Origin of the sequence: Primorskyibacter aestuariivivens (assembly GCF_028023675.1) — a bacterium.
Classification (GTDB): domain Bacteria; phylum Pseudomonadota; class Alphaproteobacteria; order Rhodobacterales; family Rhodobacteraceae; genus Marinovum; species Marinovum aestuariivivens.
Genome location: NZ_JAQIOZ010000017.1, coordinates 57,630 through 80,148 on the forward strand (window position 1 = coordinate 57,630; position 22,519 = coordinate 80,148).

At 62.1% G+C, this 22,519-nt stretch carries 22 protein-coding genes and 1 riboswitch; of the genes, 5 read left to right on the forward strand and 17 right to left on the reverse strand.

Annotated features, from left to right (window positions below; genetic code table 11):
- Positions 1–91: 91 nt before the first annotated feature.
- Both trmB and PGB28_RS16295 read right to left on the reverse strand, forming a co-directional pair.
- The gene (gene trmB / locus PGB28_RS16290; RefSeq protein WP_271422586.1) at positions 92–802 is read right to left on the reverse strand and encodes a tRNA (guanine(46)-N(7))-methyltransferase TrmB; all 711 of its coding nucleotides are present in this window, start codon (positions 800–802) and stop codon (positions 92–94) included.
- A gap of 42 nt (positions 803–844) precedes the next feature.
- Positions 845–1,264, reverse strand: coding sequence for a hypothetical protein (locus PGB28_RS16295; protein ID WP_271422587.1), 420 nt, complete (start codon positions 1,262–1,264; stop codon positions 845–847).
- Positions 1,265–1,343: 79 nt separating this feature from the next.
- On the opposite strand from PGB28_RS16295, the gene PGB28_RS16300 reads away from it, so the two are divergent.
- Positions 1,344–2,930 (forward strand): S8 family serine peptidase, encoded by a 1,587-nt coding sequence (locus tag PGB28_RS16300; RefSeq protein ID WP_271422588.1) that lies wholly within the window; start codon positions 1,344–1,346, stop codon positions 2,928–2,930.
- A gap of 121 nt (positions 2,931–3,051) precedes the next feature.
- Here the strand turns inward: PGB28_RS16300 and metK are convergent, their stop codons facing one another.
- The 7 genes from metK to PGB28_RS16335 all read right to left on the reverse strand — a co-directional run bounded on the left by metK (position 3,052) and on the right by PGB28_RS16335 (position 9,492).
- Positions 3,052–4,230, reverse strand: coding sequence for a methionine adenosyltransferase (gene metK / locus PGB28_RS16305; RefSeq protein ID WP_271422589.1), 1,179 nt, complete (start codon positions 4,228–4,230; stop codon positions 3,052–3,054).
- A gap of 6 nt (positions 4,231–4,236) precedes the next feature.
- Positions 4,237–4,285, reverse strand: a riboswitch (SAM-SAH riboswitch).
- Between the two features lie 41 nt (positions 4,286–4,326).
- On the reverse strand, positions 4,327–5,841 hold the full coding sequence (lnt, locus tag PGB28_RS16310) for an apolipoprotein N-acyltransferase (RefSeq protein WP_271422590.1): 1,515 nt from the start codon (positions 5,839–5,841) through the stop codon (positions 4,327–4,329).
- On the reverse strand, positions 5,831–6,754 hold the full coding sequence (locus PGB28_RS16315; RefSeq protein ID WP_271422591.1) for a hemolysin family protein: 924 nt from the start codon (positions 6,752–6,754) through the stop codon (positions 5,831–5,833). The genes lnt and PGB28_RS16315 overlap by 11 nt, the downstream gene beginning before the upstream one ends.
- Positions 6,755–6,790: 36 nt before the next feature.
- Complete coding sequence (gene ybeY / locus PGB28_RS16320; protein ID WP_271422592.1) at positions 6,791–7,291, reverse strand: rRNA maturation RNase YbeY; 501 nt, start codon at positions 7,289–7,291, stop codon at positions 6,791–6,793.
- 100 nt (positions 7,292–7,391) lie between these two features.
- On the reverse strand, positions 7,392–8,402 hold the full coding sequence (locus PGB28_RS16325) for a PhoH family protein (RefSeq protein ID WP_271422593.1): 1,011 nt from the start codon (positions 8,400–8,402) through the stop codon (positions 7,392–7,394).
- A gap of 149 nt (positions 8,403–8,551) precedes the next feature.
- Positions 8,552–8,860, reverse strand: coding sequence for a hypothetical protein (locus PGB28_RS16330; protein ID WP_271422594.1), 309 nt, complete (start codon positions 8,858–8,860; stop codon positions 8,552–8,554).
- A 17-nt stretch (positions 8,861–8,877) separates the two neighbouring features.
- Positions 8,878–9,492 (reverse strand): OmpA family protein, encoded by a 615-nt coding sequence (locus PGB28_RS16335; RefSeq protein ID WP_408636269.1) that lies wholly within the window; start codon positions 9,490–9,492, stop codon positions 8,878–8,880.
- A gap of 467 nt (positions 9,493–9,959) precedes the next feature.
- On the opposite strand from PGB28_RS16335, the gene PGB28_RS16340 reads away from it, so the two are divergent.
- Positions 9,960–10,304 carry a hypothetical protein gene (locus tag PGB28_RS16340; protein WP_271422595.1) on the forward strand — a complete coding sequence of 115 codons (345 nt, stop codon included), beginning with the start codon at positions 9,960–9,962 and terminating at the stop codon, positions 10,302–10,304.
- 3 nt (positions 10,305–10,307) lie between these two features.
- Here PGB28_RS16340 and miaB read toward each other — a convergent pair whose 3' ends face one another.
- Positions 10,308–11,627: a tRNA (N6-isopentenyl adenosine(37)-C2)-methylthiotransferase MiaB gene (gene miaB, locus PGB28_RS16345; protein ID WP_271422596.1), complete on the reverse strand. Its 1,320-nt coding sequence runs from the start codon at positions 11,625–11,627 to the stop codon at positions 10,308–10,310.
- A 114-nt stretch (positions 11,628–11,741) separates the two neighbouring features.
- On the opposite strand from miaB, the gene PGB28_RS16350 reads away from it, so the two are divergent.
- Positions 11,742–12,614 (forward strand): hypothetical protein, encoded by an 873-nt coding sequence (locus tag PGB28_RS16350; RefSeq protein ID WP_271422597.1) that lies wholly within the window; start codon positions 11,742–11,744, stop codon positions 12,612–12,614.
- Positions 12,615–12,633: 19 nt separating this feature from the next.
- Here the strand turns inward: PGB28_RS16350 and PGB28_RS16355 are convergent, their stop codons facing one another.
- From PGB28_RS16355 to fabB, 6 genes are all read right to left on the reverse strand, one after another.
- Positions 12,634–13,953 carry an aminomethyltransferase family protein gene (locus tag PGB28_RS16355; protein WP_271422598.1) on the reverse strand — a complete coding sequence of 440 codons (1,320 nt, stop codon included), beginning with the start codon at positions 13,951–13,953 and terminating at the stop codon, positions 12,634–12,636.
- A 95-nt stretch (positions 13,954–14,048) separates the two neighbouring features.
- Entirely contained in the window at positions 14,049–14,348 is a 300-nt protein-coding gene (locus PGB28_RS16360) for a hypothetical protein (protein ID WP_271422599.1), read from the reverse strand.
- A 155-nt stretch (positions 14,349–14,503) separates the two neighbouring features.
- A complete protein-coding gene (locus tag PGB28_RS16365; RefSeq protein ID WP_271422600.1) occupies positions 14,504–15,295 on the reverse strand; it encodes an enoyl-ACP reductase FabI in 792 nt (263 codons plus the stop codon).
- A 192-nt stretch (positions 15,296–15,487) separates the two neighbouring features.
- The gene (locus PGB28_RS16370; protein WP_271422601.1) at positions 15,488–17,500 is read right to left on the reverse strand and encodes a multicopper oxidase domain-containing protein; all 2,013 of its coding nucleotides are present in this window, start codon (positions 17,498–17,500) and stop codon (positions 15,488–15,490) included.
- A gap of 41 nt (positions 17,501–17,541) precedes the next feature.
- Entirely contained in the window at positions 17,542–17,868 is a 327-nt protein-coding gene (locus PGB28_RS16375) for a hypothetical protein (protein ID WP_271422602.1), read from the reverse strand.
- Between the two features lie 249 nt (positions 17,869–18,117).
- Positions 18,118–19,347, reverse strand: coding sequence for a beta-ketoacyl-ACP synthase I (fabB, locus tag PGB28_RS16380; RefSeq protein ID WP_271422603.1), 1,230 nt, complete (start codon positions 19,345–19,347; stop codon positions 18,118–18,120).
- 242 nt (positions 19,348–19,589) lie between these two features.
- Here fabB and PGB28_RS16385 point away from each other — a divergent pair, with 242 nt between their 5' ends.
- Together PGB28_RS16385 and PGB28_RS16390 are read left to right on the forward strand one after the other, a co-directional pair.
- Positions 19,590–20,894 carry a hypothetical protein gene (locus PGB28_RS16385; RefSeq protein WP_271422604.1) on the forward strand — a complete coding sequence of 435 codons (1,305 nt, stop codon included), beginning with the start codon at positions 19,590–19,592 and terminating at the stop codon, positions 20,892–20,894.
- Between the two features lie 170 nt (positions 20,895–21,064).
- Complete coding sequence (locus tag PGB28_RS16390; protein ID WP_271422605.1) at positions 21,065–21,214, forward strand: hypothetical protein; 150 nt, start codon at positions 21,065–21,067, stop codon at positions 21,212–21,214.
- Positions 21,215–21,250: 36 nt separating this feature from the next.
- On the opposite strand, the gene PGB28_RS16395 is transcribed toward PGB28_RS16390, so the two are convergent.
- Positions 21,251–22,411 (reverse strand): iron-containing alcohol dehydrogenase, encoded by a 1,161-nt coding sequence (locus PGB28_RS16395; protein ID WP_271422606.1) that lies wholly within the window; start codon positions 22,409–22,411, stop codon positions 21,251–21,253.
- Positions 22,412–22,519 lie beyond the last annotated feature (108 nt).

Genomic DNA, 22,519 nt, shown 5'->3' on the forward strand with positions numbered 1-22,519 from the left:
ACAAATACCTTGGGGAGGTCTGGAGGGGTAAAACCCCTCCAGCGGGTCGGCGCGGCGCAGCCGCGACGAAATCAGGAACAACGAGCGATTTTCAAAGCCTGCGAAACGTCAGGTAATGCGGCACCCGCCCCTCGCGCAGGGCCTTTTGCTCATAGCGCGTGGAGATCCAGTCGCCCCAGGGCTCCCGCCAATCCGCGGGCCGCTCCGCCAGCCATTCGAACCCGTGGCGCGGCACCTGTTCCAGCGTCTGGCGCACATAGTCGGGAATATCCGTGGCCACGCGGAACTCCGCCCCCGGTTTCAGCTTTTCCGCCAAAGGCTCCAGATGCTCCGGCGTCACAAAACGACGCCGGTGGTGGCGTGTCTTGGGCCATGGATCAGGGTAAAGCAGAAACGCCTTGGACAGGGACCGGGCGGGCAGCACGTCAAAGAGATCGCGCGCATCGCCGGGATGGATGCGCAGGTTATCGACCCCCGCGTCACGCACCTTGCCCAGAAGCATGGCGACGCCGTTGATATAAGGCTCAGCCCCGATGATGCCGATATCGGGGTTGTTGGCGGCCTGATGCACCAGATGCTCGCCGCCGCCAAACCCCACCTCAAGCCAGACCTCGCGCCCGCCGAACAGCGCGTCGAGATTAAGCGGCGCGCGCTCGGGGTTCACGTCCCAATCCACCGGGCCGGGCGACAGTTTCGCCAGGTCCTCGTCAAGATAGCGCTCCTGCGATTTGCGCAGGCCCTTGCCTTTGAAACGACCATAGAAATTGCGCCAGGGCGCACCGGAGGGATGTTTATCAGTCATGGCGCGCGGTTTAGCCGGGGTGACCGGTTTGCGCAACGGGCCTCAGCGCTTGAAGGCGCGCGGGCGCAGGATCTGCTGGCTGGCGCTTTGCACCTCGGGGAGTTTCTCCAACGCCTCGGAGAGCGCGCGCGCCGCCGCCTCGTCGGGGGCCTCGACCATGCCGCCCCGGCCATAATCCCGGATGATCCTCGCCCCGGCCTTTTCCAGTTCGGCGCGCACCCCGGCATCGCCCAAGGGCGCGCGCAGGGTAAGACGCGCGGTGGGAATGGCAAGCTCGCCGGTGTCGGGGTCCTCCAGCGCCGCGCCCATCGCCTCGCGCCCGGTGCCCGCCGGTACAATGGCATAGGTCTCGCCGCCATCGGTGATTTCCAGCACCGCATCATCAGGCATGTCACCGGCTGCGTTACGGTCCGATTTGGCAACCTTAACGACAACGAATTTTTCTGATACAATCATTGTCATATTTTCACCGGTGGGGTCTCGATCCCACTACTCTACATTAAATCGAATTTTCAGAGAACCATATTGAGAGGAGATCGTCATGCGTATGATGTTGGGCGGGGAACGCGGCAGGGAAATCAGTGTCGGCACCAGCGAGAGCCGCATTGCGGTGCGCACCGTGAGCCGGGGGCCGATCCTGAAATCGGCGTTGAGCAAGAACGCCCGTTCGATGATGGGCAAGGCCGCGCAGGCGCTGCAATTCGACGGCGCGCATATCGCCTTTCTGCAATCCGACGAGTTCGGGGCCGAAGAGATGAAAGCGCAGCTCAAGGATGAGGACCAGTTCGAATTCGCGGGATCGGCGCTCAAGCTTGAAGGCACGAACGAGACGATTGCCTATACCGAGAAGATGTTCGTGGCCCTGCAGCCCGACGCCAGCGATGCCCATGCCCGCGAAATGCTGAGCGCGCTGGGCGACAACTGGCACGTGGCGCGGCGGCTGACCGTGGCGCGGCACGCCTATCTGCTGGCCCCGCGCAAGACCGTGGGCAAGGATATCTTTGATCTGTCGATGGAGATCGTCCGGCGCAGCGAAGTGGACCGCTGTCATCCCGAATTCCTGCGCGAACGCGGGTTCCGGGGCGTCTATCCGCAGCAATGGCATCTGGGCAAACGGGTGATCGACGGGCGGCTCATCGAACAAAGCGCCGAGGTGGACGGGGCCTGGACCGCGAGCCGGGGCAAGGGCGTGACCATCGCCGTGATCGATGACGGGGTCGATACCGGGCATCCGGAATTTGCCACGCCGGGCAAGATCGTGTCCGAGTTCGATTTCACCGAACGCGTCGCCGATGCGCGGCCAAAGAATGCAGGCGACAATCACGGCACGGCCTGTGCCGGGGTGGCCTGTGCCGCGGGGATTGCCGGCGCGGCAGGGGTGGCCCCGGATGCGGCGCTTATGCCCATTCGGTTGCGCTCGGGTCTCGGCGGTATTGACGAAAGCGACGCGATCATGTGGGCGGTTGAGAAAGGCGCTGATGTGATCTCCTGTTCCTGGGGCCCGGTCGATGGCAAATGGTTCGACCCGAACGACCCGCGCCACAATTTTGAGGCTCCGATCTCGGACAACACCGCGCTGGCGCTGGAGGCCGCGCTGCATACCGGGCGGCAGGGGCGCGGCTGTGTGGTCTGCTGGGCGGCGGGCAATGGCAATGAAAGCGTGGACCTTGACGGCTGGGCCTCTTTCCCCGGTGTGACGGCGGTGGCCGCCTGCGATGACCGGGGCGTGCGCTCGGTCTATTCCGACTTTGGCGACGCCATCGACATCGCCTTTCCCTCCAACACCTTTGCCTTTGGCGGCTCACCCGAACCGCTGACTCCGGGCATCTGGACCACCGACCGGAGCGGGTCGAATGGCTACAACCAGCAATCCGGACCGGGCGGCAACTTCACCGAAAGCTTTGGCGGCACCTCCAGCGCCTGTCCCGGCGCGGCGGGTGCGGCGGCGCTGGTGCTGGCCGTGGACCCGATGATGCGCGGAGACGAGGTGGTGCAGGCGCTGCAGGAAACGGCGGTCAAGATCGACGCGGCGGGTGGCAACTACGACGCCAATGGCCATTCCGACCAATATGGCGCGGGCCGGGTCAATGCCGAAGCGGCGGTTTATTCGCGCCTGCAACTGGTGTGACACCGGGCCAGGTCTCTCCCGATCCTGATCTTCTTCTGTTTACAAATACCTTGGGGGTCCGGGGGCAAAGCCCCCGGCCGGTCGACGCGGGCCTGCCCGCGGCGAAATCAGGAACTGGCGCTCAGACCGCCTTTTTCAGCGCCTCAACCAGATCATCGCGCTCCCAGCTGAACCCGCCATCGGCCTCGGGCGCGCGGCCAAAATGGCCGTAAGCCGCCGTGCGCTGATAGATCGGCTTGTTCAGGTCCAGATGCGTGCGGATGCCGCGCGGGGTCAGGTCCATGACCTTGGGGATCGCCGCCTCGATGGCGGCGTCGTCCACCTCGCCCGTGCCGTGGGTGTCACAATAGATCGACAACGGCCGGGCCACGCCGATGGCATAGGACAGCTGGAGGGTGCAGCGTTCGGCCAGTCCGGCGGCCACCACATTTTTCGCCAGATAGCGCGCGGCATAAGCCGCCGAACGGTCCACCTTGGTCGGGTCCTTGCCGGAAAACGCGCCGCCGCCATGGGGTGCGGCCCCGCCATAGGTGTCAACGATGATCTTGCGGCCTGTCAGACCCGCATCGCCGTCGGGGCCGCCGATGACAAAGGTGCCGGTCGGGTTGATCCACCATTCGGTGCGCTCGGTCAGGAACTCGGGCGGAAGCACTTCGCGGATATAGGGCTCTACGATGGCGCGGATATCGGCCTGGGTCTGGCTTTCGTGAGCGTGCTGTGTCGAGAGCACGATGGACGTCACCTCGACCGGTTTGCCATTCTCGTAGCGCAGGGACACCTGGCTCTTGGCGTCGGGCCCAAGGGTCGGCTCGGCACCGGATTTACGCACCTCGGCCAGCCGCCGAAGGATGGCGTGGGAATAGAGGATCGGCGCGGGCATGAGCATCTCGGTCTCGTTCGTGGCGTAGCCGAACATGATGCCCTGGTCCCCTGCCCCTTCATCGCCGCGTTCGCCGGTCACGCCCTGGGCGATATGGGCGGATTGTTCATGCAGGAGATTGGTGATCTCGCAGGTCTGCCAATGGAACTTGTCCTGCTCATAGCCGATGTCGCGAATGCATTCCCGCGCGATGTCCGGGATGCGCTCCATATATTCGGCGAGCTTGGCCTGATCGGTCAGCCCGACCTCACCGCCGATCACCACGCGATCGGTGGTTGCAAAGGCTTCGCAGGCCACGCGGGCCAGCGGATCCTCGGCGAGCAGCGCGTCGAGCACCGCGTCGGAAATACGGTCGCAGACCTTGTCCGGGTGGCCTTCGGAAACGGATTCCGAAGTGAAAATGTAGTTCTGTCTCGCCATGGGAAGTGCTCCATTGGGTTGTCAGCGTCACGCCAGGAAGCCGTTGTGACGCCCGTTTTGTTATCTCCCCGGAGCTATGCCGCACCGGTGTTGCGGTCAATGCCTATTGCGCGAAAGGGGCCAGATTGCGGCCACGGCGAGAAAAAACAGCAACAGACCCGTGGGCCATTCGCCCATCTGGGCATAGGGCGTGGCAGGCAGTGCGGGCGGCAAGGGCGCATCGACAAAGCCTGCCTCACCCAGCGGCAGCGCGTGGGTGATGCGGCCCTTGGCGTCGATCACCGCCGAGACCCCGGTATTGGCCACACGCACCATGGGCAGGCCGGATTCAATCGCCCGCATCCGGGCCTGGGCGAGATGCTGGTAGGGGCCGGAAAACTTGCCGAACCACGCGTCATTGGTCAGTTGCAAGAGCATGTCGGGGCGCGGCGCGGTGCGGGCATAGGCCGGAAACACCGCTTCGTAACAGATCAGCGGGATCGCGGTGGCAACCCCAAGGTCCATGATCTGCGGTCCGGGACCGGCGGAATAGCCGGTGTCGACCCGCGCGGCGAGACCGGTGATGCCGAGGCGCTGCCAGAACGCCGGAAAGGGCATATATTCGCCAAAGGGGACGAGGTGATGCTTGTCATAGACCTGCACCGACTGGCCAGAGGCATCGACCAGCGTGGCGGAATTGTAGAAATCATCCCCCTCGGAGCGCTGGATGCCCAGCACAAGCGGCACCTGCCCCGCCTCGTCCGAGATATAGCCCAGCGTCGGAGCGGCGTCTTCCAGCAGCACCGGCACCGCGCTTTCGGGCCAGATGATCAGGTCCGGATCCCCGGGCGCGGCGGAATAGGCCACCATCCGATTGAAAAAGACCGGGATCATGTCCGGATCCCATTTCTGGTCCTGAGGCGCGTTGGGCTGGACCAGACGCAGGATCGGGGCATCGGGCGCGGCGGGCAGGTCGCGCGCGGCGAGCGAGACCGCCACGAACAGGCAGGCGAGGCCCAACCCGCCGGACAGACCCAGCGCGGCCCCCGCGCGGAGTACCATGGGCGCGGCGCGCAGACGCGTCCAGAGCCAGACCGGCAGCGCCGCCATGAGAAGCGTCAGCAGCGTCAGCCCATAGGGGCCGATCAGCGCCGCCCACTGTGCCAGCACGGTCTCAGACCAGGTGTAGCCCACCAACGCCCAGGGAAAGCCGGTGAACACATGGCCCCGCGCCAGTTCCGCCAGCGCCAGCGCAATGGCCACGCGCCAGACGCCGCCACCCGCGCGCTGCGCGGCCCAGAGCGCCGCCGCCCAGAACAACGCCAGCCCGCCCGCCAGCCCGATCAGGCCAAAGGGCGCGAGCCAGCCGTAAAGCTCGGGCTCGATCAGGAAAGGTTCGACGATCCAGTGCAGCGCGGTCGCGAAATATCCGAGACCTGCCAGCCAGCCCAGCAGGGCCGCGCGACGCGGGGTCAACCGTTCCGCGCCCAGCATACCCAAAAGGACGATCAGCGCGGCAAAGCCAGGAAGCGCCCAGCCAAAGGGCGCTTGGCCCAGCGCCGTGACCGCCCCTGCAAGCCCCGCCAGAACGGGCGTTTTCAGCGCCGCGCCGGGACCGGTGTCATTCGCCATGCAGCGCCGGGGTGGCCTTGGCCGCGCTTTCGCCGTGCAGCCGCACGCGCAGGCGCTTGATCCGGCGCGGGTCGGCATCGACCACTTCAAACTCCGGCCCTTCGGGATGCGGCACCATCTCGCCGCGCGCGGGCACGTGACCGGCCAGCATGAAGACCAGCCCGCCCAGCGTGTCGATCTCTTCCTCGTCCACCTCGTCGGTGGCGGTCAGGTCCATGCCGATCTCGGACTGGAACTCTTCCAGCGGGGTCTTGGCCAGCGCCAGGTAGCAGCCCGGCTTTTCCTCGGTCCAGTACTTGTCCTCGCCGATGTCGTGCTCATCCTCGATCTCGCCGATCACCTGTTCGATCAGGTCCTCGATGGTGACAAGCCCGTCCACCCCGCCATATTCGTCAATGACCAGCGCCATGTGGCGGCGTTCGGCCTGCATTTTGGTCAGCAGTACGCCGATCGGCATCGACGGCGGCACAAAGAGCAAGGGGCGCAGCATCGCCTTGAGCGAAAAGCGCCCGCCCTTGCCGCCATTGGTGCCGTTGAACCCGTGTTTCAGGGCAAAGTCCTTGAGATGGACCATGCCCACGGGGGTATCGAGCGTGCCGTTATAGACCGGCAGGCGGGTCAGACCGCTTTCGCGGAACATCTCGACCAGGTCATCGCGCGTGATGGTCACCGGCACGGACACGATGTCGGCCTTGGGCACGGCCACATCCTCGACCCGCATGCGGCGCAGGTTCATCATGCCATGGGTGCTACGCGGATCAGGCGCGGCAGGGTTCTCGCTCTGCCCGTCTTCATCGGGATCGGACGGCGAAAGGGCCGTGACGATGCGACGGAAGAATCCGGATTTTTCGGGGGGACTGTGTTCAGTCAGCGCGCTTCGCGCTGCCGTAGAAGAGGGGTCTATGTCGTCCATTGTCCTGTCTCATGAGGGCCCAAACGGCCCGGGTACTCACTCATATGGGTCTGAAAGGCCCAGTTTGCCAAGTATGACACGTTCATGCGCTTCCATCAAAGTGGCATCCTTGTCACGGATATGGTCATAACCCAAGAGATGTAACACCCCATGAACGACCAGATGCGTCACATGGTCCACAAAGGGCTTGCCCTGGTCATGCGCTTCGCGGGTGCAGGTGTCAAAGGCGATGGCGATGTCACCGAGCGGCTGGGGGTCGTCCGGGGTCCCGGGATCGGGCGCGTGGGGCCTGTCGCCGTCGCTGTCGGCGGACAGGTCTTCTTCGGGCCATGACAGCACATTGGTGGGGTTGGGCTTGCCGCGGAAATCGGCGTTGAGCGTGGCGATGCGGGCATCGTCACAGGCGAGAACGGCGATTTCAAAGTGGGCAGGGTTCAGACCGAGATGGGCCAGCGTAGCGATTGCGGCGGTGTCGGCCAGCGTCTCCAGCCCGGCCTGTTGCCAGCGGGTGTCTTGGATGATCGTGTCGGTGAGCATGTGATCCGGCCTTTTTGGGGGCGCTGCCCCCGTCCCTGCGGGACTCCCCCGAGGTATTTTCAAACAGAAGAAGGATCAATCGCGCCAACCAGCGGGCCGGTCAAGGGCTTTCGGCGTCTTTCTCATAGGCTTCGATGATGGCGGCGACCAGCGGGTGGCGGACCACGTCTTTGGCTGTGAAATAGTTGAAGGCGATGTTGGGGATGCGGTTCAAGAGCCGCTCGGCATCGGCCAGGCCAGAGGCCACGCCGCGCGGCAGGTCGATCTGGGTCCGGTCGCCGGTGATGACCATGCGGCTCCCCTCGCCCAGCCGGGTCAGGAACATCTTCATCTGCATGGAGGTGGCGTTCTGAGCCTCGTCCAGCACCACGAAGGCATTGGCCAGCGTGCGGCCGCGCATGAAGGCGAGCGGGGCGATTTCGATCTTTTTCTCCTCGATCAGCTTGCCCAGCTGCTTGGCAGGCAGGAAATCGTTCAGCGCGTCATAGAGCGGCTGCATGTAGGGATCGACCTTGTCCTTCATGTCGCCGGGCAGGTAGCCGAGCTTTTCACCCGCCTCGACCGCGGGGCGGGACAGGATGATGCGGTCCACATGGCCGTTGATGAACATGTTCACGCCCACCGCTACCGCAAGATAGGTCTTGCCCGTACCGGCCGGGCCGATGCCAAAGGCCAGTTCGTTTTCAAAGAGGCTGCGGACATAGGATTTCTGCGCCTCGGTGCGCGGCTCGACCAGTTTCTTGCGGGTCTTGATCTCGACCTGGCCCGAGGGAAACATGTCAAGCTGATCGCCGTCGCGGGCGCCGGTCTCGGGCGTACCCATGCGCAATTCGCGGTCGATATCGCCCGATTCGACGCTGCGGCCCGCCTCCAGCCGTTCATAGAGCGAGGCCAGCAGCTCTGCCGCTTCCTGCCGCGCGGGCGGCTCGCCCATCACGGCCAACTGGTTGCCCCGGCGCAGGATCTGCACGGTCAGACGTTTTTCGATCTCGGCGAGGTTACGATCATATTCGCCGCACAGGTCTATGAGCAGCCGGTTGTCGGGGAATTCCAGAACCGTTTCCTGGAGCGTGTCTGGCGTCGCGGGGTCGGCGAGAATCGGTGCGGACAAAAATGCGGTCTCCCTGAAAGGTCTATGGAAGCAGGCTGACCGAGCATGGCGCGCTTGGCAAGGGTGCGCGCCGCAATGTCACCCGGTTGAAACAAAAGCGCCGCGGGTTTGAAACCGCGGCGCTGATGTGTTGTGCATGTGGCATGCGATCAGAGCGGGTCGCCGATGATCGCCGTGGAGCCGCCCTTGAAATCGCCGGTGGCGATGGTCGGCGGTGCCGTGCCGGAACAGACCGGCTTGCCGTATTTGTCGAGACGGGCGGAGAGATAGCCCTCGACCCCGTCGTCGATGATCCAGTGGTCACAGCCATTCGGGTCGATCCAGATGCCGGCCTTGAGCTGGCTCAGATCCTTGGCATCGATGCCACGGTCCACGCTTTTGTCGGGGCCCACGGATCCAAGACACCCGGAAAGCGCCATGGCTGTGGAAACAGCCAGAATCGGTTTGATGAATTTCATGTCGATCGCTCCCAGGTTCAGCGAATGCAGATGATTTCGACGCGACGGTTGCGCGCCATGCCGTCATGGGTCCGGTTGGAGGCCACGGGCTGGCGTTCGCCATAGCCGCGCACATCCACGATCCGGGCACCCACGGATTTCCCGACGGCAGCCACCGCATTGGCGCGGTTGTAGCTCAGACGCATATTGTATTCGTCCGAAGCGCGGCTGTCGGTGTGGCCGGTGATGATAAAGGCGGTGGCAGAGGCGGAGCGGAAGAACTCGGCCAGGCGGGCCTTGCCCTGACGGCTGATGTAATATTTGTCAGTTGCAAAGAACTGGTCCGAATTCATCACGCCGCAGACATTGCCCCGGCGGCAGACCGGGATGCCCTGTCGGTTCGTATGCGGGGTCATGTAACCTTCGACCCCGTCATCCATGACCCAGTGTTCGCAGCCATCGGGATCAACCCAGATTCCCGGAATATATTGTTCGCCCACGATGGTACGCGATTGTGTCGACAGGATCGGCGATCCGTATACGGCCCCATCGGAGGCCCCTTCGGCAGCGGCGGCCGATCCGAACGTGAGCGTCACGGCGGCAGCAAGTCCCGCGACGGCAGCACGACAGGTTTTGGTGAAAGATTTCCCCACAGCGTCTGTCCCTTATTAACAGTTTCCCCCAGCAAGCCACGCCATAGAGAACCAAAGAGAATCGGTACAGCAGGCTCGTAACTCATTTTGTATTCAACAGTTTAGCAAACATGCCCCCACTTTGAAGGAAAAAAGCGATTAATTGCGGGGACTTGGCAGGCATTCCGCAAATGCGGATGCGTGGGCGGTTATCCACAGCCCTGAAGCATGTCGTGATTTCAATGCGTTAGCGCTCAAAACTCGTGTGAGTATTTTTTCTCACCGCATTAGGGGGCAGTCGCACTACCCAAGTTTGCGACAACAATCGCCTGAAATTGTTCGCATTGAGGCCAGAACCGCAACAATTCTGGATTGCGCTTTGGAAAGTGTTAACGGCGGGTTAATCTGGCAGGCAGACCGGTGCATCGGGTGACGGATGAACAGGCCTCACAGGTGTTGCACGCCATGACAGCCAACTGGAGAGAAACATGAAACGAGCCTTGATCGGTGCCGCGCTTTTCGCAGCCCTTGCCGCGCCTGTGATGGCCGGGGGCAAGGGTCATCATCACAAAAATTACGGCAGTCATTCCGCCGGGAGCGTGACCATCGTGGTCAGTTGTTATCGCGGGCCGTGGCAAGAGGTGATCTGGGACCGGCCCAACCCGGTTTTTATCGATACGCTTGTGCAGGCGGGCTATGATTACCCGAATGCCCATGCCATTGCCGAGCGGGTTTGCCGTGACCCGACGCTGGTGAACAATCCCGGTTCCCTGAGGGCGACGATGCAGGCGATCTACCGCGACGCCAACTCTCACAGGCGTCACAACCGCTGAGAATTATGCCAGCACGCCCTTGAGCGAGTTCGGCCCGCTTTCAACGATGCGCACCCGCGCAATATCGCCTTTTTGCGCGGCGGCGTCGGCTACGTGAACGGCGTGCAGATATTCGGATTTGCCGACCATCTGGCCTTCGAGCCGTCCGGGCTTTTCGAAGAGCACCTTGACCTCGCGCCCGACCATCGCGTCCTGGGTTTCGCGCTGCTGCTGTGAAAGAAGCGCCTGAAGCCTTTGCAAACGATCGTCTTTTTCGTCCTCGGGCACCTGATCCCGTTCCGCCGCGGGGGTGCCGGGGCGGGTGGAGTATTTGAACGAATAGGCGGTGCCGTAATGCACCGCGCGGATCAGGTCCATCGTGGCCTGAAAATCCTCTTCGGTCTCTTCCGGGAAACCGACGATGAAATCGCCCGACAGGTGCAGATCGGGGCGGGCTTCGCGCAGGCGTTCGATGAGTTTGAGATATTGCTCCGCCGTATGCGAGCGGTTCATGCGCTTGAGGATCTTGTCAGACCCGGCCTGCACGGGCAGGTGCAGATAGGGCATGAGTTTTCCACATTCTGCATGTGCCGCAATAAGATCGTCGGCCATGTCATTGGGATGGCTGGTGGTAAAGCGGATGCGTTCCAATCCGTCCACATCGTTCAACGCCCAGATCAGATCGGCCAGCGACATATCCCCATTGGGGCCTGCGCCGTGATAGGCGTTCACATTCTGGCCCAGCAGGGTGATTTCACGCACGCCGCGTTCAACCAGATCGCGCGCCTCGGTCAGGATCTGTGTCGCCGGGCGCGACACCTCGGCACCCCGGGTATAGGGCACCACGCAGAAGGCGCAGAACTTGTCGCAGCCTTCCTGCACGGTGAGGAACGCGGTCGGGCCGCGCGCGGCCTTGGGGCGCTTTTTCAGATGTTCGAACTTGTCCTCTTCGGGGAAATCGGTGTCGAGCGCCTTGGCCCCCGCGCGCGTCTTGGCCTCCATCTCGGGCAGGCGGTGATAGCTTTGCGGGCCGACCACCAGATCGACCAGCGGCTGGCGGCGCATGATCTCTTCGCCCTCTGCCTGGGCGACGCAGCCGGCGACGCCGATTTTCAGATCGGGTTTCTCGGCCTTGAGCCCCTTGTAGCGGCCCAGTTCGGAATAGACTTTTTCGGCCGCCTTTTCCCGGATGTGACAGGTGTTGAGCAGGATCATGTCCGCATCATCAGGCGTCTTGGTCTCGACATAGCCCTGCCCGCCCAGCGCCTCGACCATGCGTTCGCTGTCATAGACGTTCATCTGGCAACCATAGGTCTTGATATAGAGCTTCTTGGGCGCGGACATCGAACAGACTCCTTGGGCGGGTTCAGGGCGCGTGACTACATCAAAACCCGGCCCGCTTGCAATGCACAGAAAATTCACCGATTCTGGCTAAAACCCCATGGGCAGGGCCAAGAGATGCAGTTTTCGTCGTTGAAGGATTTCGTGACGCGTGGGCGTGATGTGCTGGCCAAGGGGCCTGTAGCGCTCATCCTGTGCGAGGATGACACGGAACTGGCCACGACGCTGCGCCATCACCAGCATCTGGCCTTTCGGCAGGTGGTGGCGTTTCTGCCGGACGCGTTCAAACTGCCCCGGGATGTCGAGGACACGGTGCATCGCGTGACCCATGGCTCGCCCCGCGACGGCGGCATGGACGTGATTGTGACTGCCGTTAACAATGCCACACCCGAAGGAGTCTGGCTTTATTACTGCTATAACGCGGAATTCCTGTTCTACCCGTTTTGCGAAACCCGCACAGTGGGCGAAATGCTCACCTTTCACACCGAGGAACGGCGCGACGCGATGCTGACCTTTGTGGTGGATCTTTATGCCGATGATCTCGACCGCTTTCCCGACGCGGTGTCGCTGGAACGCGCCTATATCGACCGGACGGGATATTACGCGCTGGCGCGGCCCGATCCGGACAATCACAACTACCCCAAGGAACGGCAGCTCGATTTCTTTGGTGGGCTGCGCTGGCGGTTCGAGGAGCATGTGCCGCAACACCGGCGCAAGATCGACCGGGTGGGGCTGTTCCGGGCCAAGCAGGGGATGGAACTGCGCGAGGATCACACCTTTACGGACGAGGAATACAACACTTATTCCTGCCCCTGGCACAACAATCTGAGCGCCTCGGTCGCGTCCTTCCGCACCGCCAAGGCGCTCAAGCGCAACCCTGGGTCAACCTTTGATATCCCAACCTTCCGCTGGCACAATTCGGTTCCCTTCGAATGGCATTCAAGGCAATTGCTGGATCTGGGGTTGATGGAACCGGGGCAGTGGTTCTGAACCCGCTCCAGTTGCCCTGTCACTCGGCGCTGTCGCGCCCATGGGACTTGGCCCGTTCGCGGGCAGACGGATTTTCCGACGACACGAAAGGCACGTCGACAACCTCGGCGGGGACTGGCTCGCCCGATTCATCGGCATAGGTTTCGGGCAGTTCCACGGCAAGGCGGGTGCCGATATCACTCAGCGCGTAAGGCACGTAACCCAGCGCAATATTGGTTTCCAGCTCGGGCGAATACCAGGGCGAGGTGACATAGCCGCAGCGCCGCCCCTGTTCGTCCTGGATCAGCCAGAAATCCGGCGCGTAATCGGTGATCGGCTGGCCGCCCAGCGTCATCCCCACCAGTTTCAGAGCAAAGGGATACTCGTCCGCCTCGATCCGGGTGCGCTGCGCCTCAAGCGCTTCCTTGCCGATGTAATCGGCAGTTTTCTTGCGCGGCACCTGATAGGCGAGATTGACCTGAAACGGCGAGGTTTCCACATCCATGTCCTGCCCCCAGCTGAGAATGCCGGCAGCGATGCGGCGGTGATGCGCCGGGGCAATGACGCGCAGGCCATAGCGCGCACCGATCCCGCGCACCGCATACCAGACCTCTTCGGCGTGCTGGCTGGCGTCACGGACGTAGATTTCAAACCCTTGTTCGCCGGAAAACCCGGTTTTGGAGATCACCACCGAAGCCTGGCCGATGCGCGCTTCGGTCAACCCGTAATAGGGCATATCCGAAAGGTCACGCGCCAAGAGATCGGACATCAGCGCCTCGGAGAGCGGACCCTGCACCTGTAGCGGCGCGACATCAAGTTCGCCAATCTCCACATCCCAACGGCGCGGCGTGTTCACCCCCTGCAACCAGAGCATCAGGTCGCTGTCGGAGGCCGAGAACCAGAACTCGTCCCCGGACAGGCGCAGCAGCACCGGGTCATTCAGGATGCCGCCCCTGTCGTTGCACAGGATACAGTATCTGCCATGCATGGGATCGATGCGGGTGGCATCGCGGGTGATGACGGTGTTGACGAAATCCTCTGCATCCGGACCCTTGACGCGGATCTGGCGTTCCACCGCCACATTCCAGAGCGTGACGCGATTGACCAGCGCACGGTATTCGGCCATCGCCCCGCCGTCTTCGGGGCGACTGTAGGCGCGGGGATGATACATGCGGTTGTAGACTTCGGCGCGCCAGCACCCCGCTTCGATCGAGAGATGCCAGAACGGCGATTTCCGGATGCGGGTTGAAATGAGCATCTGGACCGGTGTCGGTCCGGATTGCCGCAGATTCACGGGGACCTGCCTGTCCGATTGGTCGACGCCGGGGACATTCGGGTGTGTGCTGTCCTGTCGTGTCATGCCAGACATGTGGGCATTTCGGACAGGTGCCGAAAGGGATGATCACACAGCGGTGATCACTCGGCGTGAGCGGTCAAGTGATGGCGTCCGGTGCCTTACTCGGCGGCGAGGATCGCCCTGGCGTCCTCAGCCGCGGCTTGTGCCCAGGCGTCGCGCTGTTGTTCGACCATGTCGATCAGCGCGCCACCGGCGTTGGAGGCAAAGGTCTGAACCTCCGATCCGGGCATCAGGCCGCGCGCCACCAGCAGGGCAGAGGCCACGAGCAGCATCCGGATCGTCCAGATCCTGAGGCGCGAGGCCTCGGCGTCCGCGTCTTGCGCGCCCTTGATCTCGATGTTGGGCACCGTGCCATCGGGGTTCATGATGGCGTTTTTCAGGGTTTGATCTGGTGTCATGGGTCACATGCCGTCTGTTTGCATCCACTTCCCTTATGGTTGCGCTTCAAAAACGGCAAAGGCGTGACAAAGCGGCGTCACGTCCGGGGAAATGTGGCGGCACGACCGGGGCCGCGCGCCATTTCAAGGAAACAAACTGTTGGCAGCGGGCCGGATCAGAGGTTGTCGTATTGCGGCATGCCCAGCACATGGAAACCGCCATCGACGCGCACGATCTCACCGGTGGTACAGGCCCCTGCATCCGAGGCCAGCCAGACCGCCGTGCCGCCCACCGCTTCCAATGTCGCGTTGGAGCGCAGCGGCGCATTCATGTCGGTGTGCTTGTAAGTCTTGCGCGCGCCGCCAATGGCCGCCCCCGCCAGCGTTTTCATCGGACCGGGGGAAATGGCGTTGACGCGGATGCCCTCAGGACCCAGATCATTGGCGAGATAACGCACCGAGGCTTCCAGAGCGGCCTTGGCGATACCCATGACGTTGTAGCTGGGCGTCACGCGGGTCGAGCCCATATAGGTCAGCGTCAGAAGCGTGCCGCCGTTGTCCACCATCATCGGATGGGCGCGCCGGGCAACCTCGATGAAGGAATAGGCGGAGATATCCAGCGAATTCTTGAAATTCTCGCGGGACGTATTGAGCACCCTGCCCTGCAATTCGTTCTTATCGGAAAACGCAATGGCGTGGACGATAAAATCCAGCGTGTCCCAGCGCGACTGCAGCTGCGCGAATGCAGCATCCAGCGACGCATCGTCGGTCACATCCACATCGACCATGAAATCACTGCCCACCGAGGCGGCCAGCGGCTCCAGCCGTTTGCCGAACGCCTCGCCCTGATAGGTAAAGGCCAGCTCTGCCCCCGCCTCGGCCATCGCCTTGGCAATGCCCCAGGCGATGGAGCGTTCATTGGCCACGCCCATGATGAGGCCTCGCTTGCCCTTGAGTGAAAGTGTCATCTGCCCCTCCGAGAGTTTTGGTATACCTGAACGGATTGGCGCGGGAGGTCAAGCTGGAGGCGATGTTGTCGGGTTCGCGGGGCAAAACTGCCCTTCTCTCGCAGCACGACGCGTGGTGGATATCGATGCAATCGAAATTGCAACTGACTTTGAGAGAAATGTTCGAGCATCCTGATGAAATCTGAGGCCGCGTTAGTCAGACTGCGATGCCCCGATCCTCACGATCGCCCGGGCCTTCGGATCGATGACGAACTCGACCTCCGCTCCGGGCTGTAGTTCCAAGAGTTGTTCCCTTGGTTCGACGGCAAAACTCATTGTCATCGCGCCCATGAAGCCCTCGACCTCCTCATGATCGAGGACGACACGCCCCCTTCCAACGTCAACGGAAATCACTGTTCCGGTGCCATGGAAGCGTTCGGCGCGGGAGGGACCGTGGGCGGCTGTCTGGTCGTGCTCGGCCGAATGGTTTTCCACGCCTCCGGTCCCAACGACGATCTGGCCAACCATCCCCATCTTTTCATGCGTTTCCACGTGGCAATGAAATTCTAATGTAACGTCCTCGTCCGGTGTGAGGAACTTCACGCGCTGCATGCCTGGTCCTGTAAACTCGACGCTCACCATCGGGTTCAGTCCCGGTACCATGAGCGCGTGTCGAACCTGATCCGAGTTGGCAAACACCAGCTCGATCTCTTCACAGCGGCCGACCTCGATCCGGCGCGGCTCGAACCCGAAAACCTCGCCTGCGCGTGCATATTGTGTACCTCCACGGATCAGAATGCGGCGGCTGCCTCTTGCTTCACTTTCGCATCGGTCGGCAACGACGCGATGCGAGGCCAGCACGTCGGGAATCTGATCGATCTTGGCGGGTTCGGGCCTTCGTGCATAATCAAGCGATCCGTCGTCTTCTTTTGACCAGCCGTCGTAATAACGCTCTGCCGACGTTCCGAAAACCTCCGGCGGAAACACCGGCACCTCGCCCCTGTAATACGCGGGATCGAAGAATTTCGTCAGATCGCCCGGAACGTCCGGAAGTCCCGTACTCTCGTCCCGAAACCCGTCGTAAATAATCGTGGTGATGTCTCCGCCGGGGTTGATCCCGCGGTTGGATACGGTCTTTTCCGTGTGATCGTGCATGAGCCAGACGCCGGGACCCGACGAATACGCTTCGTCAGCGGTCGTTTTGAGCTCCAGATCGAGCCGTTGGGCCGCTCCAATCGAGAACGTATCCCGGCTCACCACTGGTTGCGCCGGGAGATTCATCCCATCGCGGGCTTTGAGCACCGGATGATGCCCGTGGGTATGTAGATTGATGAACCGTTCCCCGGCATTGAGGACTCGCAAGAGCGCGTTGCCCTCTACTGTGACGTCGATTGGTGTGTCGAGAAGCGTGAACGGGAACGAGCGTCCATTCAAAAGAAACAGATCGGGTTTCGCGGTTGTGCTGTCGTAGTCGCGGTGCATCCGCCATTCGATCTCGCGCGGATCGGCAACTTGCAGGGGAAGCCTGTGCAGATCGCTGTCCACGTCAGAATAGACGAGCGAATGCTCCGTTGCATAGGTCTCGGCACTGGCCGCCGATAAATCGGGTACTTCCCCGGCTCCGATGACCAGTGGCGCGAAATTGTTGTTCGCTCTGTTCGGCTCAATAATGAACATTCCGGCCAGGCCCATACGTACATGGACATCCGCCTGCACGTGGCAGTGATAGAAATGAGTTCCGGGGTTCTGCGCGATGAATTCGTAGGTGAAGCTTTCGCCAGGAAGCGTCGGTTTCTGCGTGATCTCGGGCACGCCGTCCATGGCATTCGCGTGAACCGTACCGTGAAAGTGGATTGTATGCGGAAAGTAATGCGTGTTCTCAAGCACAACGCGAACACGGTCGCCCTGTTCGACGCGGATGGTGGGGCTTGGAAGACGGGCAACTGGCGTCATACCGGCGGCGACTGGAGAGAATACCCAAAAAGACAGCACTTCGCCCGGCGCCACCTCTTCAACGACCTCGATAATCTCGAGTCTCAGTTCGATCTCATCGGGGTCACCGTCGGCGTCCAGGTCGGCTCCGAAGGTAATAGCATCCGCTGCCATACCCGTGGGCGGCCTGAAATCTTGCGACATGGCGTGCGAGCCCGCTGCTCCAAATAGCGCGGACATAACCATAATACGCAGCGGTTTCGGTAAAGCTTGTGCCAACCGACCAGTCTTCATGGTCTGGCGCGCTCCCAACAACTCGTGTTCGTCAAATGAGCCTACTTTTCCATGTATTTGAAATGGAGCATGTCCGCCGCGCTTGCGTAACCGAGGGCGGCATCGGCCTTAGCGATCGATCTTGCATGATCATAGGCACCCTGCGGCTTTTCATGGTTATGATGGGCGCCCGAAAGGAGCATTTTCGCATCATCCAACAAGGCATGAACAAGCGCCATATCTTCCGGTGACATCATGTCCATCATGCCTTCCATTTCGCCCGAGACCTTGTCGATCATCGCCTGCGCTTTGGAAAAGTGTTGGGGGCATTCGAACCCGACTGCCGGCGAAGCAATCAGACAGGTAAAAACGGCAGCTGCAAGCTTCATTGTTTAATCCTCCAAATAAATTGATGGCACCATAATAGCATGGTTTGTGGTTCGAGTCATTCGATGCCACATTCTTACCCGACAGATCGTTGCTCTGCCGACTAACCCGCCCGTCGAGACGTGCTACTTTCCCCTTTCAAAGATCGCCGACGAGAAACGCCAAAGGACAACGTGTCGATGTCCGCTTGGGGCTCGAACCAGTCCTTCGGCTGCGCTCTCATGGGGTGGCGGAACAAGCGGCCGCCCGGATCACCCGCGATATTTCGACAGGATCATCGAGCCGTTGGTGCCCCCGAAGCCGAAGGAATTCGTCATCACCGAGTCGAGGCCTGCGTTTTCCACCAGCGATGTGGCGATCTCCTCGGGTTTCAGCGCGGGGTCGAGATTGTCCACGTTGATCGAGGGGATGATGAAATCATGTTCCAGCGCCAGCAGGCAGTAGATCGCTTCCTGCGCGCCGGTGGCGCCCTGGCTGTGGCCGGTCATGGATTTGGTCGAAGAGACTGGCGGGGTGGAGCCGTCGCCAAAGACCCGGCGCACCGCTTCGATCTCGCCCACATCGCCGACCGGGGTCGAGGTGCCGTGGGCGTTGATATAGCTGACTTTGCGGTCGTCGCTCAGGGTGGACAGCGCCACGCGCATCGCCCGTTCGCCGCCCTCGCCCGAGGGGGCGACCATGTCGGCACCATCAGAGGTGGCACCGTAGCCGGTGACCTCGGCATAGATTTTCGCGCCGCGCGCCTTGGCGCGCTCCAGTTCCTCAAGCACGACGATGCCGCCGCCGCCGCCGATGACAAAGCCATCGCGGTCCGCGTCGAACGCACGCGAGGCTTTCTCGGGCGTGTCATTATATTTCGACGACATCGCGCCCATCGCGTCGAACAGGCAGGAGAGCGTCCAGTCCAGCTCCTCGCCGCCGCCGGCAAACATCACGTCCTGCTTGCCCATCATGATCTGTTCTGCCGCGTTGCCGATGCAGTGCAGGCTGGTCGAGCAGGCCGAGGTGATGGAATAGTTGATGCCCTTGATCTTGTAGGCGGTGGACAGGTTGGCCGACACGGTCGAGCACATGGTTTTCGGCACCGCAAAGGGCCCGATGCGTTTCGTGCTGCCCGATTTCAGCACCGTCTGATGCGCCGCCAGCATCGCGGAGGTGGAGGGACCACCCGAGCCCGCGACCAGCCCGGTGCGCGGGTTCACGATATCCGCCTCTTCAAGCCCGGAATCGGCAATGGCCTGCCCCATGGCGATATAGGCATAGGCCGCCCCCGGCCCCATGAAACGCAGCGTGCGCTTGTCCACGTGATCGGCGACATTGAGCTTGATGTCACCGGCGATCTGGCTGCGGAACCCGTGTTCGGCCATCGCCTCATTGGCGGTGATGCCGGATTTCCCGGCCTTGAGCGAGGCCAGAACCTCGTCGGCATTGTTGCCGATGGATGAAACGATACCCAGTCCTGTGACGACGACGCGGCGCATGATGCCTCCTTGGATGTGTTCAGGGACTTGTAGGATATGGGGACGGGGGGGAGCAAGCGGTTAGAGGATGGGTTTGGATGTGCCTTGCACCGATGGATCAAATTGAATGCTGCAATGGCTGGGACCGCTTTGATCCCGACAATGGCTGTCATCGGTTGCTCAAGATTTGCTTGAAGGCATACCCGCCGGTATACAGGTCGTAGTTTCAAACTCTCTGGATTGATCTGCATTTGCGTCTTCACGTGGTCCCCGTCTTTTTGATTTTCTTCTGCTGTGCCAACCTGTTTGTACGCCCAGCTGTTGCCGAGATCGACAGCCGTTTCAAACCGTTCCTGTATGACAGCACGCAACCGACAAGGCTTTTCCTGCGGGGCAGGCTTACGCTGAAATCCCAGACTGATTTCATCAAGGCGCTGAACGCCTATCCTCAAATCAAAACATTTTCGCTGCACGGTCCGGGTGGATCGGTTTTTGCCGCTATTCCGATTGCCTATGCAATTCGCGACGCGGGTCTTGATACTCTGATTGAACGGGATCACGCTTGTGAGTCCGCGTGCAGCTTCCTTTTTCTCGCAGGTGTCGAAAGACAGGCACTAGGCGCGCTTGGGGTGCATGCGATGCAAACCTCGGACCCTCGGTCGCGGGAAATCGCCATGGCAGAGGTGGCAGCGCTGTTCGACTATCTTGGCGTGTCGGGATACGTGCTGGACAAGCTCGCGGAAACGCCGTCAGACCGGATGTATGTGTTTTCGCGCGATGAATTGTATGATAACGCGCTTGTCACCGGGACGCGCCCGGTCGAACCGCGCTCTGACCTGACGGCCGAAAGCTGGCCGTTGACCCAATGCGATGTTCTGGCCTCGGACCCCTGGGACCCGTTGCGCGCGCGTGAAACGGCTGCAATCCCAAGTGAAGAACTGGATTATTTTCCGGCGATTGGCGCTTGTCAGGCAGAGATACGCGAAAACCCCGGAAACCTGCGTGCGCTCTACCAATATGTTCGCGCGGCTCTGATGCGGGAAAGCCAGGAAACGCCGCAGGTCGAAACAGATACCGGCAAGGTCATCCCAAGCCTTTATGTCAGAGTTCTGTTGTCGCTGTCGCAAAGGGGATATGTCGCCGCGCAAAGCGAATGGGCGTTCTACCTGAGTTACGGCTTCCGGCAGGTGGCACAGGATGTCGAGGAGGCCGAAAAATGGGGGCTGAAAGCCGCCGAGTCCGGCTATGCCGAGGCGCAGGTGCGTTTTGGCCAGTTCCTGAGCAGCAAAGCTGGGGGGCGCCGACACGGCGAGGCGTTGATCTGGTTCGAAAAGGCCGCTGAACAGGATTATGTTCCCGGGCTGTATCTGGTTGGTCTGGCCCATTTGCGCGGGCAAGGCACCGAAAAAGATGAAACCGCCGCGAGCAACTTCTTTCGCGCGGCGATGGTCGCGACGGGCGCTTCAGAGTTGGATATCCGGTTTCAATCCCGTGCCGGGCTGGAACTGGCCAAGCTGCGTTTGGAACATATTGAGCGGGCCACAGATCTGGCCCGATCCTTGAGCTGATCACGCATTCGGCGGCGACCGGGGATTACCGGCTGAAGAACGATGCCGCCAAAATTCACCTGAACGGGTTCGGGGATTACCGGGGCGATGTCGAGGCGGCGATCGAATTGTTCATTGACGCGTATGATCAGGCAAGTGCGGCAGGGGCGCACTTTGAAACACGGGCGAAAATGGCCGTCGATCTGGGGCGGGTCCTGCAGTATCGGCGCTCACCGCCCGATCCGAAAGGCGCTATCGAATGGTACCGGAAAGTTCCGGAAACCAGTGTGCTGTATCGTCGGGCGAAGGATTTCATTACCAGCGCGGAACGCGGGAACTGAAGCGCGCCGGTTTGGCCGGACGTCACCACATCCCCCTCACCACATCTCCCGATACAGCCCCACGATCTCCGCCTCCTCCGGCACGCGCGGGTTGTTGGCGGGAGAGCCGGAGGCGAGCGCCTGCTGCGCCATCAGAGTGAGCATCGCGTCATCCGCCTCATGCCCCAGATCAGAGGGCGACGGGACGGCGAGGTCGGCGTTGAGCTGGCGGAGCCCGTCAATCAACCGGGCGCAGGCAGTGGCGTCCGTGTCCTGATCGCTGGCCATGCCCATCACGCGGGCGCAGGTGGCGTATCGGGCCGGGGCGGCCTCAACCGAAAAGGCGGTGACCGTGGGCAGGAGCATGGCGTTGGACAGCCCGTGCGCCACGTGGAAATGCGCCCCGATGGGTCGGCTCATCCCATGAACCAGCGCGACCGAGGCGTTGGAGAACGCCATGCCCGCCTGTGACGCGGCCAGCATCAGCGCCTCGCGCGCGACGGCGTCGGACGGGTCGGCATAGGCGCGGCGCACATGGGTCGCGATGAGCGGCATAGCCGAGAGCGCGAAAGCGTCCGTATATGGAAAGGCGCGGCGGCTCACATAGGCCTCGATGGCGTGGGTCAGGCTGTCCACCGCGGTATCCGCTGTGATCCGGGGTGGTTTGGTCACCGTAAAAGTCCAGTCGATCAGGGCGGCTGTGGCCACGCAGGCCAGCCCTGACAGGTTGTATTTCTCAGGGCTTGTGGTGTCGGTGATCACGCACCAGCGGGTCAGTTCCGAGCCGGTGCCACCGGTGGTCGGGATCAGGATCACCGGCACGCCGCAGCGGTCGATCTGGGCCGGGGCCTTGTAATCGCGCACATGGCCGGGATTGACGGCCATGAAGGACACCGCCTTGGCCGTGTCCATCGGGCTACCGCCGCCAAAGCCGATCACGCAATCATAGTCAGCGGCCCGGAACGCCGCGAGACCGGCATCGACGCAGGTGTCGGTCGGGTCCTCGACCACCTGATCGAACAGGCCCCAGGCGAGGCCCGCCTTGTCCAGCACATCGGTGAGCGTGGACAGATGCAGTTTCGCCACGCCCGGATCGGTGACGATCAGCGGGCGGGACAGGCCAAGCTGACCCAGCACCTCTGCCGTTTCCGCCGCGACACCGCCGCCGATGCGAATGATGCGCGGGGACTGGACCCGCCCGAGTGTGCCTGACTGCATGTGATGTCCTCCTTGCCTCAGAGAAGCGCAGCTGCCTGTGATGGACAAGGGAAAACGACCGGCCCCTGCCCCGTGCGATGCCCGTCAATTCCCGCGCATCTCGCAGGC